General features: G+C 66.0%; 12 protein-coding genes. 6 read left to right on the forward strand and 6 right to left on the reverse strand.

The window, feature by feature from the left end; translation table 11 throughout:
• Positions 1-85: 85 nt before the first annotated feature.
• From ACP7D4_RS19590 to ACP7D4_RS19605, 4 genes are all read right to left on the reverse strand, one after another.
• Positions 86-2,956, reverse strand: coding sequence for an ATP-binding protein (locus ACP7D4_RS19590; RefSeq protein WP_426210830.1), 2,871 nt, complete (start codon positions 2,954-2,956; stop codon positions 86-88).
• A 91-nt stretch (positions 2,957-3,047) separates the two neighbouring features.
• On the reverse strand, positions 3,048-3,938 hold the full coding sequence (rsgA, locus tag ACP7D4_RS19595) for a ribosome small subunit-dependent GTPase A (protein WP_426100868.1): 891 nt from the start codon (positions 3,936-3,938) through the stop codon (positions 3,048-3,050).
• Between the two features lie 20 nt (positions 3,939-3,958).
• Positions 3,959-4,315, reverse strand: coding sequence for a 4a-hydroxytetrahydrobiopterin dehydratase (locus tag ACP7D4_RS19600; RefSeq protein ID WP_426210831.1), 357 nt, complete (start codon positions 4,313-4,315; stop codon positions 3,959-3,961).
• Positions 4,312-5,574, reverse strand: coding sequence for a M48 family metallopeptidase (locus ACP7D4_RS19605; protein WP_426100872.1), 1,263 nt, complete (start codon positions 5,572-5,574; stop codon positions 4,312-4,314). The genes ACP7D4_RS19600 and ACP7D4_RS19605 overlap by 4 nt, the downstream gene beginning before the upstream one ends.
• Before the next feature lie 47 nt (positions 5,575-5,621).
• Here ACP7D4_RS19605 and orn point away from each other — a divergent pair, with 47 nt between their 5' ends.
• The 3 genes from orn to ACP7D4_RS19620 all read left to right on the forward strand — a co-directional run bounded on the left by orn (position 5,622) and on the right by ACP7D4_RS19620 (position 8,657).
• Positions 5,622-6,221, forward strand: coding sequence for an oligoribonuclease (gene orn / locus ACP7D4_RS19610; RefSeq protein WP_426210832.1), 600 nt, complete (start codon positions 5,622-5,624; stop codon positions 6,219-6,221).
• A gap of 115 nt (positions 6,222-6,336) precedes the next feature.
• Positions 6,337-8,394, forward strand: coding sequence for a hypothetical protein (locus ACP7D4_RS19615; RefSeq protein ID WP_426100876.1), 2,058 nt, complete (start codon positions 6,337-6,339; stop codon positions 8,392-8,394).
• An 89-nt stretch (positions 8,395-8,483) separates the two neighbouring features.
• Positions 8,484-8,657, forward strand: coding sequence for a hypothetical protein (locus tag ACP7D4_RS19620; protein ID WP_426210834.1), 174 nt, complete (start codon positions 8,484-8,486; stop codon positions 8,655-8,657).
• 40 nt (positions 8,658-8,697) lie between these two features.
• Here the strand turns inward: ACP7D4_RS19620 and ACP7D4_RS19625 are convergent, their stop codons facing one another.
• The gene (locus tag ACP7D4_RS19625; RefSeq protein WP_426210836.1) at positions 8,698-9,267 is read right to left on the reverse strand and encodes a hypothetical protein; all 570 of its coding nucleotides are present in this window, start codon (positions 9,265-9,267) and stop codon (positions 8,698-8,700) included.
• 129 nt (positions 9,268-9,396) lie between these two features.
• On the opposite strand from ACP7D4_RS19625, the gene ACP7D4_RS19630 reads away from it, so the two are divergent.
• The gene (locus ACP7D4_RS19630) at positions 9,397-10,620 is read left to right on the forward strand and encodes an HPP family protein (protein ID WP_426100882.1); all 1,224 of its coding nucleotides are present in this window, start codon (positions 9,397-9,399) and stop codon (positions 10,618-10,620) included.
• A gap of 73 nt (positions 10,621-10,693) precedes the next feature.
• Here ACP7D4_RS19630 and ACP7D4_RS19635 read toward each other — a convergent pair whose 3' ends face one another.
• Entirely contained in the window at positions 10,694-11,389 is a 696-nt protein-coding gene (locus ACP7D4_RS19635; protein WP_426100884.1) for a UPF0149 family protein, read from the reverse strand.
• Between the two features lie 107 nt (positions 11,390-11,496).
• On the opposite strand from ACP7D4_RS19635, the gene ACP7D4_RS19640 reads away from it, so the two are divergent.
• Both ACP7D4_RS19640 and ACP7D4_RS19645 read left to right on the forward strand, forming a co-directional pair.
• The gene (locus ACP7D4_RS19640) at positions 11,497-12,486 is read left to right on the forward strand and encodes a serine/threonine protein kinase (protein ID WP_426210838.1); all 990 of its coding nucleotides are present in this window, start codon (positions 11,497-11,499) and stop codon (positions 12,484-12,486) included.
• Positions 12,487-12,813: 327 nt separating this feature from the next.
• Positions 12,814-15,075: a hypothetical protein gene (locus ACP7D4_RS19645; protein WP_426210839.1), complete on the forward strand. Its 2,262-nt coding sequence runs from the start codon at positions 12,814-12,816 to the stop codon at positions 15,073-15,075.
• The last annotated feature ends 193 nt before the right edge of the window (positions 15,076-15,268 follow it).

Consider the following 15,268-nt stretch of genomic DNA (forward strand, 5'->3'; position numbering starts at 1 on the left):
CGAGCAATTATAAGGGTTTCCTTTGTCGAGGGTGTGCGTGGTGAATGTATAGACAAGTTGCCCCGTTGCGCAGCGCTGCCGGTCTTCAGTAGATGCTGCCGGCGTCCGGCGCCTGCTCGGGCGCGCGCAAGGGCAGATCGAGCGTGAAGCAGGTACCGGCGCTGTCTGCATTGTTCAAGCCGCTGTTCACCCCGATCTGCCCGCCCAGCAGCGACGAGACAATGTTATAGCTGATCGACAGCCCCAGGCCGCTGCCGCCCTGACCGAGCTTGGTGGTGAAGAACGGGTCGAAAATGCGCCCCAGATGTTCGCTCGGGATGCCCACGCCGTCGTCGGCAAAGCGCACCTGCACCCGGGCCTCGCCCGTCAGCGCGGCCGACAGGCGCATCGTGCCGGACACGCCGGGCGCGAACCCATGCAGCAAGGCGTTGGCGATGAAGTTGGTGATCACCTGGCCGAACGGGCCGGGATAGCTGTCCATGCCGATCGTGTCGGGCACGTCCATCTCGATCCGATGGTCGGCGGCGCGGATGCGGTTCATCATGGTGGCGATGATCTCGTGGCATACCTGCTGCAAATTGAAAAAGCGCCGCTGCTCGGTGGTGCGGTCCACCGCCACCTGCTTGAAGCTGTTGACCAGGTCGGCCGCGCTGGTCAACCCGCGCATCACCAGCGCGGCTGCCTTTTGCGAGTCCGCCACGAAAGCGGCCAGTTCGGAGCGGCGCAAGCCGCGCCCGTTCATCAGCGTTTCGATCTCGCTGGTCTTTTCCTGCATGGTCGAGGCAATCAGCAAGCTGTTGCCGATCGGGGTGTTCAATTCGTGGGCGACGCCGGCCATCAGCGCGCCGAGCGCGGCCAGCTTTTGCTGCGACACCAGCTGCGCCTGTGCATCTTGCAGTTGGCGGTAGGCGTCGGCGTTGTCGAGCGCAATGGCGCCGTAGGCGCACAGCGTGCGAAAAATCATCCGCTCGTTTTCGCCATAGGCATGCGACTGCGGGGCCTGCACCGTCATCACGCCGATCGCCCGTTCGCCGGCCGTCAGCGGCACGAACAGGGCGCTCATGTTGACCAGGGTGTCGGGCACCACCTGTTGATGTTCGCAGTCGGGCCAGTGCGCGATGTAGATTTCGCGCCGTTCCAGCAGCGCGCGCACCGCGTACGCCGACGGGTGCGTGAGTGCGATCGCATGCGGGGGCAGCGCCTGCCCCAGTTCCACCCCAAAGGCGCGCTGCAGCTCGGTGTGCGCCGGGTCGGTCATGTAGATGGCAAAGGTGCTGGCCGTGAGCAGGCCGTGGATGTGGCGGTCGAGCGCGCTAAACACGGCGGCCGCGTCGAGGTGGGCGGTGATTTCCTGGCCAATGGTCGAGAGGCGTTCGAGCGTGGCGCTGGTGCGGGCCAGCACCTCGGCGCGCCGCGCTTCGGAGGCGGCGAGTTCGCGGTGGTGGTGGCCTTCGTTGCGCGCGTGCTCGGTCTGGTGGTGCACCTGCATCGCAATGGCGTGGTTGGTCGCTTCCTGGCTGTGGGTGGTTTCGCGCGCGAGCGAGCCGGCCATGGCCACTTCGTAGGCGCGCCGAAAGTCGCCCGCGGCGGCGTATTCGCGCGCCATGGCGTCGTACAGGTCGCCCGGCACGGTATAGCCTTCGATGGTCGCTGCCAGCGCCAATGCCTGCACCAAGTAGTGCAGGGCGGCGTTCGGCTCGGTCATGCCCTCCGGCGCGGGCAGGCCGTGGCGCGGATGCTGGGAGTGGACCATGGCCATTACGCGCAGCGCGGCGATCTGGTTGTGCGGGTTGTCGTCGGCCACGCTGATGGCCACCGCTTGCGCGGCCACGGCCAGCGCTTCGTCGGCGCGGCCCAGCCGGCCCAGCGCGTGTGCCTGGCCGCGCCGTGCAATGCTGTGAAAGTCCGACTGGCCAAGCACGTCGGCGCGCGCTTCGAGCCGGGTAAAGGCGTTCAGCGCGGCGTCGAAGTCGCCCTGGTCGAGCGACAGGTCGCCCAGGTACTGCAGTGCAATGGCGTAGCTGCGGGCGCCGGCCAGGGGTTTTAAAATCGTCAGCGCTTCTTGCAGCAGGTCGTGCGCCGGGTCGAGCTGGCCCAGGCGGCGCAAGGTGTCGGCCGTGTGCATCAGGCAGGCGCCCACGCTGCGCGGCCAGCCGGTGGGGCGCGCCAGCTCCAGCGCGCGCTGCATCCATTCAAGGGCCGAGTGATGGTCGCCCAGCAGCGTGAAGTCTTCGCCGATGTTGGTGGCGGCGATGATCGCCGCGCGCAGCTGGCCGCTCTCAAGCGCACATTCGTAGCAGCCAATAAAGTAGCCGGCGGCGGCGCCAAAGTCGCCCGTCTGGCTGGCGGCCAGCGCCAGGAAATCGTTGACCCAGGTCGCCAGCGCAGGGTCGGCCACGCGCGTATGCGCATTGAACTGGCCGCCCCATTGCGCCACCGCGCTGTTGCGCTTAACCAGCACTGCCCAGCGCGCACGGGCCGCATCGGCCAGCTCGGCGCGCAACATGTCCCCGCCCAGGCGCGCCTGCGCGGCGCCGGCGGCCAGGGCGGCGTCGCTGGCGCCATGCTTGCCCTGATCGACGGCGATCCAGGCCAGCAGCCAGTGGCTGTCGGCGCAGCCTGCCCGGTCATCGAGCGCGGCAAAGCGCCGCAGCACGTCGGTGGCGCGCGCTTGCGCATCATCGAGGTGGCCGTCCAGCCATTTGCCTTCGGCGTGCACCAGGTGCATGCGCGCCACCTGGCTGGCGTGTTCGGGGTCGGGCAGGGAGGAGTCGGGCAGGGAAGAATCGGGCAGCAGGGCCAGTGCTTCGGTGGCGAACGCCAGGGCGCGGCGCGTGTCGCGCTGGCGCAGGTGCCAGGCCAGCGGCAGCAGCAGCGGCAAGCGCTCGGCGCCGCGCAGCGGGAGCAGGGCGCTTTCCCACTGCGCTACCTTGTCGTCTGCCGTGAACATGTCCATGGAATCGCCTCGCCGGTGTATGCAGCGATTGTATGCCTTGAGCAACAAAAAAGCGACGATCCTCTACAGCGAATGGAACGTCAATGCCCCGTCAATACAGCGTCTGGGCCGATTCGTGCAGCAGCTGTCCATACAGGGTGTGCCGAAAACGCGCGATCTTGCCTTCTTCGAGCGCCTGCAAAATGGCGCATTGGGGCTCGATCAGATGGCGGCAGTTGTAGAACTTGCAGCCGCCCAGGTAGGGGGTGAATTCCACAAAGGCGCGTTCGAGCATGCCTTCGGACAGGTGGTACAGGCCGAACTCTTGAAAGCCGGGCGAGTCGATGATCGACGAACCTTCGCCCAGCGAATACAGGCGCGTAAAGGTGGTGGTGTGCTTGCCGGTGTCGAGCGCGGCTGAAATTTCGCGCACCGCGATGTCGGCGTCCGGCACCAACAAATTAATCAGCGACGACTTGCCCATGCCGGACTGGCCGATGAAGATCGACGACTGGCCAGTTAGCAGCGGCATCAAGGTGGCCACCGCGTGCTCCGGATTGCCGCGCGCCGACACTTCGTGGCACGGGTAGCCGAGCGAGGTGTAGGTCAGCAGGCGCTCGCGCGCCTTGGGCAGCAGGTCGGCGACGTCGGTCTTGTTGAGGATCAGGTGGGCGTCGATGCCGGCCGCTTCGGCGGCCACCAGCGAGCGCGAAATCAGGTCGTCGGCAAAACCGGGTTCGGTCGCTACGACAATGAACAGGCGCGTCAGGTTGGCAGCCAACAGCTTGGACTTGTACTGGTCCGAGCGGTACAGCAGCGTCTTGCGCTCGGCGGTCGATTCGATGACGGCCTGGTCATCGGACGTCATCATTAGGTTGACGACGTCGCCCACGGCGATATTGGTCTTGCGCTGGCGGGTGACGCATTGCAGCTTGCGGCCGTCGGCTTCGGCCACGTAATGGCGGCCGTGGCCGGCGATGATGGTACCGGTGATTTTATTCATGGGGCTGTTCGCTGTGCCGTTCACTGAGCCGTCCGCTGCACATACAGGGCGCTGACCTTGGCCGCGCAGATGAAGTCGTTGAGCGACAGTTCGCCGGCAGCCGAATGGGTGGTGTAGCTGACCGCACACAGCTTGTAGGAGACCATCAGGTCCGGATGGTGGTCTTGCTGGTGGCTGACCCAAGCGATGGCGTTGACGAACGCGATGGTCTGGTAGTAATTGGCGAACGAGAAGCTGCTTTGCAGCTTGCCGTCGATGATAGCCCAGCCGGGCAGCAGCCCCAGCAGGTCATCGATGGCGCCGGCGTCCAGGGCGGGAGCGTTCTCGGCGCAGTGCGTTTCGGCCAGGGTGGCATTGAGCGTATCAGTGTGGGTCATGTGGCCGCCAGGTTCAGTTGCTTGATCCGCACGGAGGCCGGCGGATGGGAGTCGTAAAAAGCCGAGTGCAGGGGATCGGGCGTCAGCGTCGAGGCATTGTCTTCATACATCTTGACCAGCGCCGAGACCAGGTCGCGCGCGCTGGAATGGGTGGCGGCAAAAGCGTCGGCCTCGAATTCGTGCTTGCGCGAGCTGATCGACGTCAGGGGCGAGAACACGAAGGTGAACACCGGCAGCACCAGCATGAACAGGATCAGCGCCATGGCGTCGTTGCCGCTGCCGGGCACGGGATCGACGCCCAAGCCCTGGTAAAACCAGGTCTGCTCCTTGAGAAAACCCAGCAGCGCCAGAAAGGCCAGCGAGACGGCGAACATGACGGCAATGCGCTTGACGATGTGCTTGAGCTTGAAGTGGCCCAGTTCATGCGCCAGCACCGCTTCGATTTCCTGGGGCGCCAGGCGCGCGAGCAAGGTGTCGAAGAACACAATGCGCTTGTTGGCGCCAAAGCCGGAGAAGTAGGCGTTGCCATGCGCGCTGCGCTTGGAGCCGTCCATCACGAACAGCCCCTTGGAGGCAAAGCCCACGCGCTGCATCAACGCTTCGATGCGCGCCTGCAGGCTGGCGTCCTGCAGGGGCGTGAATTGATTGAACAGGGGCGCCAGCACGGTCGGGTAGAGTACCATCAGCAACAACTGAAAGCCGCTCCAGACCAGCCAGGCGTACAACCACCACAGCGGACCCGTCTTGTCCATCAGCGTGAGCACCACCCAGACCAGCGGCAGGCCGATCAGCGCGCCAAGCGCCACGCCCTTGGCCATGTCGGCCAGCCACAGGCCCACCGACATCTTGTTGAAACCAAAGCGCTGCTCCAGCATGAACTGGCGATAGTAGTCGAAAGGCAGGTCAAGCAGGCCGCTGACGAGCGCGAAGGCGGCCAGCAGCGCCAACTGGTAGGTCATGCCCGCGCCGGTCAGCGGCAGCAGCGTCATCGACAGCCATTGCAGGCCGCCCAGCAGCGTGAAGCCGATCAGCACGGCGCTGCTGACAAACAGCGTGAGCAAGCCAAAGGTGGTTTTGGCGGCGGTGTAGTCGGCCGCCTTCTGGTGCGCTGCAAGGGGGATGCTGGCGGCAAATTCGGCCGGGACCGCGCCGCGGTGCGCTTTGACGTGGCGCACCTGGCGCGACGCCAGCCAGAAGCGCAGCGCCAGCGTCAGGATGAAGAAACTGACGAACAAAATTGAAAACGCAGATGAATACATTCGGTGCCTGTGAGAAAATGCAGGATTGTTTAGGCCAAGAGAGAATTATGTCACAAGCCACTGAAATACCCGCAGCCATCCCGGCACCGGCCGCGCAGCAGCGTCCGAACGAGTTCAACCTGGTCTGGGTGGACATGGAAATGACGGGCCTCGAACCGGATACCGACCTGATCATTGAGGTGGCCGTGGTCGTTACCGACCTGCATCTGAATATCCTGGCCGAAGGTCCCGTGTTTGCGATCCACCAGTCCGACGAAGCGCTCGACAAGATGGATGCGTGGAACAAGGGCACCCATGGCCGCTCCGGTTTGATCGAGCGCGTCAAGAGCTCGACCGTGACGGAAGCGCAGGCCGAGCTTGAATTGATCGCCTTCCTGAAGCAGTGGGTTCCGGCCGGCAAGTCGCCGATGTGCGGCAATACCATTTGCCAGGACCGCCGTTTCATGGTGCGCGGCATGCCCAAGCTGGAAGCGTTTTTCCACTACCGCAACCTGGACGTGTCGACGCTCAAGGAGCTGTGCAAGCGCTGGAAGCCGGGCATCGTCGGCGGCTTCAAGAAGCACCAGAAGCACACGGCGCTGGCCGACATCATCGAATCGATCGAAGAGCTGCGCTACTACCGCGAGCATTTCATCAAGCTCGATTAAGCGCTACGATCTGGTAGTCCACGCGCATTTCTTTGATTTCGCGCAACTCCGCTAGCAGCCCCAGCAGTCACCCTTGTGATGTTCCTTAACAAAGGTGTCCGCGAGGGGAAGTTGCATGTTGCAGTTGGTGCGCGAAATTGGCGATCGCCTGAAGGAAATCGGTTCGCTCCTGTGGCGCTGTTTTTACAGCGTGACGCTGACCGTGCTGGGCGCAATCGGCCTGGTGGGCGTGCCGCAGGGCGCCGAATGCCTGCGCCTAGTCAGCCAGCCCGGCTGGAACTTTCCCTTATTTCTATTTTCGGTGGCCACCTGGTCGCTGTCGGCCTGGTACAGCGCGCGCCTGACGCTTGGCCGCGTGTTCGAGCACACCTCCGTCATCGACCGCAGCGACACGCCTTTTGTCAATGGCATGCGGCTGTGGCTGCCGCGCGTGCTGGCCGTGCTGCCCGGCGCCGTGCTCACGCTGCAGTTTCGCCGCCTGGGCTTGGCGGCGCTGGCGCTGGCCTGCCTGGCAACCACGCTTGCCATCGCCCTGTTCGTCGTCAAGCGGCGCAGCTGGTTCGCCTCGCGCTTTGGCGGTTTTGAGCCGGGGCAAAAGCTGCAGGTGCGCTTTGGCTCGCTGCAGCAGCGCACCCTGGGCACGGTCGTGCTCGCCATCTCCTGCACCTTTGCGCTGCTGTTCGCGGTCTGGTGGAAGCCGGTTGAAGTGACCTCGTTCGTTACCGCGCCGGTGCTGCTGTGCTTTGCGCTGGCCAGCTGGATCCTGTTCGGCGACCTGGTGCTGACGTATTTTTTCAAGCAGGCCAGGCTGCCGTCGATGGCGGCCGCGCCGCTGCTGCTGTTCATTGCCTTTAGCGCCTGGAACGACAACCACGCCATCGCCCTGATCGAAGCAGATCAGGGCGTGAGCATGCGGCGCCAGGTCGACGAGCATCTCGACGCCTGGCTCGAGTCGCGCGCGGCGCGGGGCGAACTGCGCGCCGGTACGCCCTTCCCACTGTTTTTGGTGGCCGCTGAAGGGGGCGGCATCCGCGCCGCCTACTGGGCCGGCATCGTGCTGGCCAAGCTGCAGGACGAGAGCGCATCGCGCTTCGGCCGCCATCTGTTTGCCCTGAGCGGGGTGTCCGGCGGCAGCCTGGCGGGCGCCACCTTCGCCGCGCTGATGGCCGACGCCGGCAGCGACACACTGGCGCGCAGCCAATGCGCGCGCGCGCATCCGGCGGCCATGTACCAGTCCTGCGTGCGCGCCATGCTGCGCCAGGATTACCTGTCGCCGACGCTGGGCTACCTGCTGTATCCTGACATGCTGCAGCGCTTGCTGCCATTTCGCATGCCGAGCGCCGACCGCGCGCGCGCCATGGAGCAGGGCTGGGAGCATGGCTGGCGCAAGGCCACCGGTAGCGAGCGTTTCGCGCAGCGCTTCGACACCTTGTGGAGCGAAGACGGCGCGCTCGACGTGCCTTCGCTGCTGCTCAACGCCACGCTGGTCGACGGCGGCAACCGCGTCATCGCCAGCGACCTGGTGATCGACGGGCGTTTCCCGGACGCCTACGACGCCTTCGATCCCATGCTCGACTTGCGCCAGATGAGTCTGGCCACGGCGGTGCACAACAGCGCGCGCTTTAGCTACATCAGCCCGGCGGGAACGGTGTCGGGCTGCCAGCGCAACGGCCGCGCCGCCGTGTGCGAGGCGGGCCAGGCGCGCTACCCGTGGGGGCGGGTGATCGATGGCGGCTACTTTGAAAATTCGGGCGTGGAATCGGTGCGCGACCTGCTCTTTGCAATGCGCCCGATGCTCGAGCGCTGGCGCGCGCGCGGCTTCGTGATCGAGCCGGTGGTGATGGTGATCAGCAATTCGCCGGGCGCGATGGCGCCGTCGGGCCGGCTGGCGCCGCTGGCGGCAAGGCTCGACATGACGTTCCTGTCCGAGTTGCTGGCCCCGCCGCTGGGCTTGTTCAATACGCGCGCCGCGCGCGCCACGTTTGCCGTCTCGGCCGAGCGGCGCGACGATCCCCAGCGGTTTTTGTGGTTTGGCATGCAGGCGAATAACGATACGCCGCTGGCCTGGGCCCTGGCCGACAGCACCTTTGACGGCATGGACCGCTTGCTGCGCGCGCCGGAAGTGGAACGCTTGCCGTTTCGCGAAGCGCTGGACAGGTTGCCGGGACCGTAAAAGTTTATGGGTTCTTATGTTGCCTGTCGAACAGTCGGGCAGGGCAAGGTCGCGTATCGTCCTCATTCAATCACATGAAGGAGAGTGCCATGACCAAGCCTATCGAAGACACGCGCGAGCAGCAGCAACGTGAAGCGCAGCAGGCTGTGCAAGACGCCGACAACAATCGCCAGCGTGCTGAATCGCATGAAGTTGATGGACGCCACCAGAATGATGGCGCCAAGGATCACAAGGGCGCCGACAAGGGTCCGCGCGGGCAGTAATGACACGACATCGTCCCCGACCGGGGGCCATGTATCCGTCTTAGTTGGCAAGTTCCGTGCGGACGCGCCCGGAGGTTGAAAATACCCCCAGGCACTTGCGCCCGGACTCCACTACCGCGCTGCGCGCCGCCGTGTCAGCCGTTTTTAACGCGCCATCGCCCTGATACACCACGCATGCCCCATCGCTGGCGATGCGCGCCGCCGTGATGATTGTGCCGGCCGCCTCGCGCGGGCCTTCCAGGATCGTATTGCCCGTGTCCAGCCTGACCAGCAGCGCGGTGGGCGTCGGCTTGCCATTACGCTCCTCGACACGCCACTCGGCCTTGCGCCCCACGCGCGACAAGCCCGGCGTGACCACTTCCCAATACTCGAGCGGATAGACTGCGCCGCGCGGGGTGACGATATCGATCGACGTTTGCGCGCGCGCCTCGTGCACCAGCAGGCTGAAGCCGCCCACGCCGGCGCACTGGCGCGTGCTGGCGCCGCTGCCGCGGTCCAGTTCCACCGTCTTGCAGGCCTTGCCATACAAGTCCGTGTACAGGCTGGCGGCGCCGTGCGCAGGCAGGCAAGTGAGCGAGAGCATGCTGGCGAACAGGCAGGTGCGGATCATGGCATTCCCCTTTTATGACGGACTGATGTGTCCATGCTAGCGGCGTGCCCCGGCGCGTGTTTGCAAAGTATCAAGCAATGCAGCGAAGGGGCGCTTGTGCTCTAATTCATGTTTTTCGCATCTTCAACAATGCCAAACGACATTCCTTCCTGGCTGCAAAATCTACTGCCCGCCAAGCCGACCGTTCCCCTGTCCGAACAACTGCGCGCGGTTGCCGGCGCGCTGTGCGCACTGGCTACCGCGGCCGGCTTGTCGATGCTGTGGCTGGGAAGCGCAGGCGTGTGGCTGATCGCACCCATGGGTGCCTCGGCCGTGCTGCTGTTTTGCCTGCCCGGCAGCCCGCTGGCCCAGCCCTGGGCCGTCTTTGGGGGCAATGTGGTGTCGGCGCTGGCGGGAGTGGCCTGCTACAAGCTGTGCGGCGGCCACTGGCTGGCCGCGCCGCTCGCGGGCGCGGCGGCCATTGGCGCCATGTTCGCGCTGCGCTGCCTGCATCCGCCGGGCGGCGCGGTCGGGCTGACGGCCGTGCTGGCCGGCCCCGCCGTGCACGCGATGGGTTTTCAATTCGCACTGCTGCCGGTGGCGCTCAATTCGGCCTTGATGGTGCTGGCCGCGCTGGCGTTCAATAACCTCAGCGGCAAGCGCTATCCGCATCCGCAGCGCTCGGTGCTGGAAAATCCGCACGCCACCGGCGACGTCGTGCCCAGCGCGCGCCTGGGCTTTCAGCGCGAAGACCTCGACGACGTGCTGGCGCACTACGGGCAGGTGCTCGACGTCAGCCGCGACGACCTTGAAAACATCATCCTGGCCACCGAAGCGCATGCGTATTCGCGCCGCTTCGGCGTCATCACCTGCGGCGCCATCATGTCCACCCATGCGCTTACGGCCGAGTTTTCGACCGAGCTGGGCGAAGCCTGGCGCATGATGCGCTACCACCAGGTGCACGCGATCCCGGTGCTGAACCGCGCGCGGCGCGTGATCGGCATGGTCTCGCAAGGAGATTTTTTGCGCTACAGCGACCTCGATGATTTCCGCACGCTGGGCGCGCGCTTGCGCCAGCTGATCGTGCGCACGCGCCACACCCATTCGGACAAGCCGGAAGTGGTCGGGCAGATCATGAGTACCCATATCAGTTCGGCCTTTGTCGACACGCCGATCGTCGAACTGGTGCCGCTGATGGCCAACAGCGGCTTGCACCATATTCCCGTGATCGACGCCGAACGGCGCTTTGCCGGCATCGTGACCCAGTCCGACGTGATCGCCGCGCTGGTGCAAAGCCGGCTTGCCGAGCCGCTCGGCGACGGGCCGCCAGCGGCGCGCCCGTCGGCGCGGCCGGTGCCGGCGCCGGCGACTTGAATGGATTGATCAGGTTGCACGGGCGTGAAAAAGCCGCCTAGACTGCGGGCGGCTTGGCTTGATGCGGGGCGGCTTATTCTGCGCCGTCGGCGCCGCAGCACTTCTTGTATTTTTTGCCGCTGCCGCAAGGGCAGTCGTCATTGCGGCCGACCTTCGGCTCGTCGCGCTTGAGCGTTTGCACGGGACCTTTGCGCAGCGGAACCCAGAACTTGTAGATGGCCGGCAGGTTCGCCTCGATCTCGACGGCCAGCTTGTGGCCCTTGACCGGATTGTCGACTTCGGCCAGTTCGGCTTCTTCGATCTCGTCGGCGCCGAGCAGGTAGATCGGGCGCATCAGGGGTGCCAGGTCGGACTGCCAGATCGGGTCCCACGAACCGGCTCGCAGCTCCATGCCTTCCCAGAAGCCCCAGCACCAGGCTTCGGCGTCGATCAGGGTTTCGCCGTCTTCCTCGTGCTCGCAAAAGAGCGGCTCGAATTCCTTGGGCGCCACCTCGAACGTCACCAGCACCTCGTTCATGAAGCGCATGATCAGTTCGACGATGCGCTCCTCTTCCTTGGCGTTTTTCCATTTGGGCGCCGCGGCCGCATCGTCGCCCCAGACCTTGAGCAGCCATTCGGCCGGCATGATGGTTTCCGGGCCGATCGCAATGGCGGTCATGTAGCCGTGCAGGGTATCCATCGTCATCGCGTCGTCGGACGAGCGGTCCGACAGCAAAAACTGATCGAGTTCGTTGAATTCTTTTTCTGAAAGGGGCTGGTCGAGTTGCATGGCGGGGCTCTTAATCGTCGTTGAAGGCGCTAGTTTAACGCGTCGGGGCCCGATCGACGCACTTATTCGCTGGTCGCGCGCCAAGCTTGGGCCGTACAATAGCGCGCATGGAGACACCGCCGCTGCACCCGTTTGCCACCCTCAGCCCCGAATGCGTGCTCGACGCGCTCGACAGCGTCGGCCTGTTTTCCGACGGCCGCCTGCTCGCGCTCAACAGCTACGAAAACCGGGTGTACCAGATCGGCATGGAAGAAGGGCCGCCCGTGGTGGCCAAGTTCTACCGGCCGGCGCGCTGGAGCGACGCCGCCATCCTGGAAGAGCACCGCTTTGTCGATGAACTGGTCGAGCGCGAGATTCCCGTGGTGCCGGCGCTGACGCTGGGCGGCGGCACGCTGCACAGCTTTGGCGGCTTTCGCTTCGCCGTCTTCCCGCGCAAGGGTGGGCGGGCGCCCGAGCTGGACGACCCGGCCACGCTCGAGTGGAGCGGGCGCTTCATCGGGCGCATCCACGCCGTTGGCGCGCTTGGCACCTACGCCGAGCGGCCCGCGCTGAGCATCGAGACCTTTGGCACCGAGCCGCGCGACTACCTGCTGGCGCACGACTTTATTCCTCCCGAGCTGCTCGCTGCGTACAGCAGCGTGGCCGCGCAGGCGCTCGATGGCGTGCGGCGCTGCTACGACCGGGCCGGCGCGACGCCGTCGCTGCGGCTGCACGGCGACTGCCACGCCGGCAACGTGCTGTGGACGGGCGACGGTCCCCATTTCGTCGACTTCGACGACAGCCGCATGGGGCCGGCGATCCAGGATTTGTGGATGCTGCTGTCGGGCGAGCGGGCCGACATGGTGCGCCAGATGAGCGACATCTTGGCCGGCTACGAAGACTTTTGCGACTTCGAGCCGCGCCAGCTGAATTTGGTCGAAGCGCTGCGCACGCTGCGCCTGATCCACTACAGCGCCTGGCTGGCACGGCGCTGGGACGACCCCGCCTTTCCCGCCGCATTCCCGTGGTTCAACACCCAACGTTACTGGCAAGACAGAATCCTCGAACTGCGCGAGCAAATCGCCCTCATGGACGAGCCCCCCCTCTGGCCCGCCTGACAACAACATCGGGGTCAGACCTCAATTGTTCAACATTTCCGGTTGGCTGCGATTTCTCAGCTGGCCTGACGGTTGCTATTCGCTAGTCAATATCTTGGTGTCGCTTCGTAATACTCGGAAATGACGAGTTAAATAAAGTATCGGATAACGCGTTATAAATTGGCAATATTGCACAAAACCGGAGGTCTGACCCCAATTAAAAAAGAATTGCCATCTGGCGAATTGGGCGGGTTTTAGGCTTCTGCTCGGTACGCCGCCAATCGGCCGGTCGCCTGATAATCGCTGTACGCCTACCCGTCTGCGGAGGGCTCTTATAGCGAGAAGACGATGGAATCCACAGCCTGCCTGCACGACGACGCCGATATCACCATTGCTTTGCCGGTGGCGGACAATCAAGCGCAGGCCGGCGCGCCGGGACGGGCCAAGTCGGAAATGCGGGCCATTCACGAGGCGATTGCGCGCGTCGAGGCGGAGGCCAAGGCGTCGTGCGCGGCCGAGAGCCGGGCCCATGCCGAGGCCCGCGCCCGCTCGCTGGCCGAAGAGCGCGCCGCGATGGATGCCGCCGCCGCCGCCGCCGCGCTGCAAAATGCGCAAGCTTCGGAGGAGGCCATCGAAGCCAACCGCGACCGACTGGAGACGCTGCGCCTGGCCGCGCAGGCGAGCCTGGAGCGGCTCGAAGCGGTGCGCCTGGAAACGGCCGAGCTGCGCGCCCGCGTCGAAGCCGATACCCAGATCAAGCTGGCCGCCGAAGCGCGCGCCAAGACCGAGGAGGAGGCGCGCCGCCGCGCCGCGGAGCAGATCGAAGCGGAAGCGGTCATGGCCGAACTGGCTGCGCGCGCCGCCGACGAGCTGATGCTGCACACCGAACAGGCGCGCCTGCAGGCGGTCGAGCGGGTCGCCGCCGTTCACGCGGCGCGCGAGGAAGTGCTGCACATCGCCAGCGCCGACGCGCGCGTGGCCACGCTGGCGCGCGAACGCGAACGCCAGGCGCGCGGCGCGCGCCAGACCGCCGAACTGCTGGCCGACGCCGAGGCCGAAGCGCTGGAGCTGACGGTGCAGCGCGAAAAGGCCGATCAGGTGGCGCTGGCCGCCGCCTTTGCCCGCGCCGTGGCCGAAGCGCGTGCGCTGGAGGAAGCGCGCGCCCTGGCCCACGTGGAACAGGAGCGCGAGGCGATCGCGATCGCCCAGGCCGAGTCCGAGCGGATGGCTTCCAAATCGATCCATCTGCGTCTGCAGTCGGAAAAGGAATTGCGCGACGCGGCAATGCACCGTGAGCGCCTGGAACAGATGGCGGCCGCCAGCGCCGAGGCGCGGCGCGAAGCCGAGGCGCGCATCATGAGCGCGACCGAAGCGCGCATTGAAGTGGACCGCAAGCTGCGCGAAGTGGCGCTGGCGCGCGCCAAGGCCGAAGACGACGCCAGCCTGGAAGTGCACGCACGGGTGGAAGCGGAAAGCATTGCCGCCGAAAAGGCCGCTGAACGCAAACTGGCCGAGCAGGCCGCCGCCGCCGCCGCCGCGCTCGAGGCCGAGCAGCAGCAGCGCGCCCGCGCCCTGGCCGAGGAGCGCGCGGCGCTGGCCACCGCGTCGGCCGCTGCGGCCGCGCTTGAGAATGATGCCGAGCAGTCGCTGGTGGCGTCGATCGCCGAACAGGTCGCGCTGCAGGAACAAAGCGCGGCGCTGGCAAGCGAAAAAGCGGCGCAGTCGGCGTTGCTGGCCCATGCCGAGCACGAGCACGCGCTGGCCGAGCAGGGCGCACTGGTGCGCTTGCAAGAGCGGCTGGCGGCCGAACAGGAGGCGGCGGCCGCCGCCCACGCCCGCGCCGATGCGGAACAGGCGCAGGCGCTGCTGATGCGCCAGATGGCGGACGCGGAGCGCCGCCTGGAGCAGGCGCAGCGCGCGGAAATTGACAGCACCAGCGCGCTGCTGGCGCAAACGGCCAGCGCCGCGGCCGACAAGGCGGCAGCGGCCGACGCGGTCATCGCGCAGCTGCGCATGGCGTCCGAGTTGGGCCGGGTCCAGGCCGAGCGCGCCCACAATGAAAAGCTGAAGCTGGAGCTGGCCTCGCAAACGCTGGCGGCCGAACGCGCTTCGCTGTCGCTGATTGAACAAACCTTGGCGACCCAGCGCCACAAGGCCGCCGCCGACGAACGCGCCAACGCGGCCATCGCGGCGCGCGTGGCGTCGGAGCAGGCAGCATGCAAGGCGGCCCGCCTGCGCGCCGACGCCGAGCAGGAGCAGGCCGACATGGCGCGCCAGCTCGAGGCGGCTCAGGAAAGCGCGGCGCAGTCGGCCGTCGACAAGCGCAACGCCCAGCGCTTGCTGCTTGACAGCGCCCAGGCGCACGCCGAGATGCAGCGCAAGGCGGCCCTCGCCACGCGCGAGATGGCCGAGGCCAAGCAGCTGTTGCTCGAACTGGAGTCGCGCCGCCTGGAAGCCGATACGGCAACGCTGGTGGCGGCCAAGCAGGCAATTCGGCTCGAGCAGGTCGAAAGCGCCGCCGGCGCAGTGCAGCGCGCAACGTCGGCCACGATGACGCACCAGGTCATCGGTCGCTTGAGCCAGCCTTCGGCGATGCCAGTGAAAGTGTAAATGCCGGGCGGCGCATGCGCCGCTTTTTTTTCGCCTGCTCGTTGGTGCTGCTGGCGCGCGGAGCCGACTTGGTGATTGCCGTAGGGCGGTAAAGGCCAAGGTCAAGGGCAAGGCCAAGGCCCTGGTTGCGGCAAGTGTCTCGACGGCGCTTGTCGGAATGCGGCCTTCGGCCTTTTTCGACCTACGCGTCAGC

The sequence above is a fragment of the Massilia sp. TWP1-3-3 genome, from assembly GCF_049897805.1.
Taxonomy (GTDB): domain Bacteria; phylum Pseudomonadota; class Gammaproteobacteria; order Burkholderiales; family Burkholderiaceae_D; genus Telluria_A.

What these genes read in the sequence shown, in the direction of transcription:
- ACP7D4_RS19635 (WP_426100884.1), bottom strand. Translation starts at nt 11,389, where the DNA reads ATGCAACTCGACCAGCCCCTTTCAGAAAAAGAATTCAACGAACTCGAT.
- ACP7D4_RS19645 (WP_426210839.1), top strand. Translation starts at nt 12,814, where the DNA reads ATGGAATCCACAGCCTGCCTGCACGACGACGCCGATATCACCATTGCT.
- orn (WP_426210832.1), top strand. Translation starts at nt 5,622, where the DNA reads ATGTCACAAGCCACTGAAATACCCGCAGCCATCCCGGCACCGGCCGCG.
- ACP7D4_RS19630 (WP_426100882.1), top strand. Translation starts at nt 9,397, where the DNA reads ATGCCAAACGACATTCCTTCCTGGCTGCAAAATCTACTGCCCGCCAAG.
- ACP7D4_RS19590 (WP_426210830.1), bottom strand. Translation starts at nt 2,956, where the DNA reads ATGGACATGTTCACGGCAGACGACAAGGTAGCGCAGTGGGAAAGCGCC.
- ACP7D4_RS19625 (WP_426210836.1), bottom strand. Translation starts at nt 9,267, where the DNA reads ATGATCCGCACCTGCCTGTTCGCCAGCATGCTCTCGCTCACTTGCCTG.
- rsgA (WP_426100868.1), bottom strand. Translation starts at nt 3,938, where the DNA reads ATGAATAAAATCACCGGTACCATCATCGCCGGCCACGGCCGCCATTAC.
- ACP7D4_RS19640 (WP_426210838.1), top strand. Translation starts at nt 11,497, where the DNA reads ATGGAGACACCGCCGCTGCACCCGTTTGCCACCCTCAGCCCCGAATGC.
- ACP7D4_RS19615 (WP_426100876.1), top strand. Translation starts at nt 6,337, where the DNA reads ATGTTGCAGTTGGTGCGCGAAATTGGCGATCGCCTGAAGGAAATCGGT.
- ACP7D4_RS19605 (WP_426100872.1), bottom strand. Translation starts at nt 5,574, where the DNA reads ATGTATTCATCTGCGTTTTCAATTTTGTTCGTCAGTTTCTTCATCCTG.
- ACP7D4_RS19600 (WP_426210831.1), bottom strand. Translation starts at nt 4,315, where the DNA reads ATGACCCACACTGATACGCTCAATGCCACCCTGGCCGAAACGCACTGC.
- ACP7D4_RS19620 (WP_426210834.1), top strand. Translation starts at nt 8,484, where the DNA reads ATGACCAAGCCTATCGAAGACACGCGCGAGCAGCAGCAACGTGAAGCG.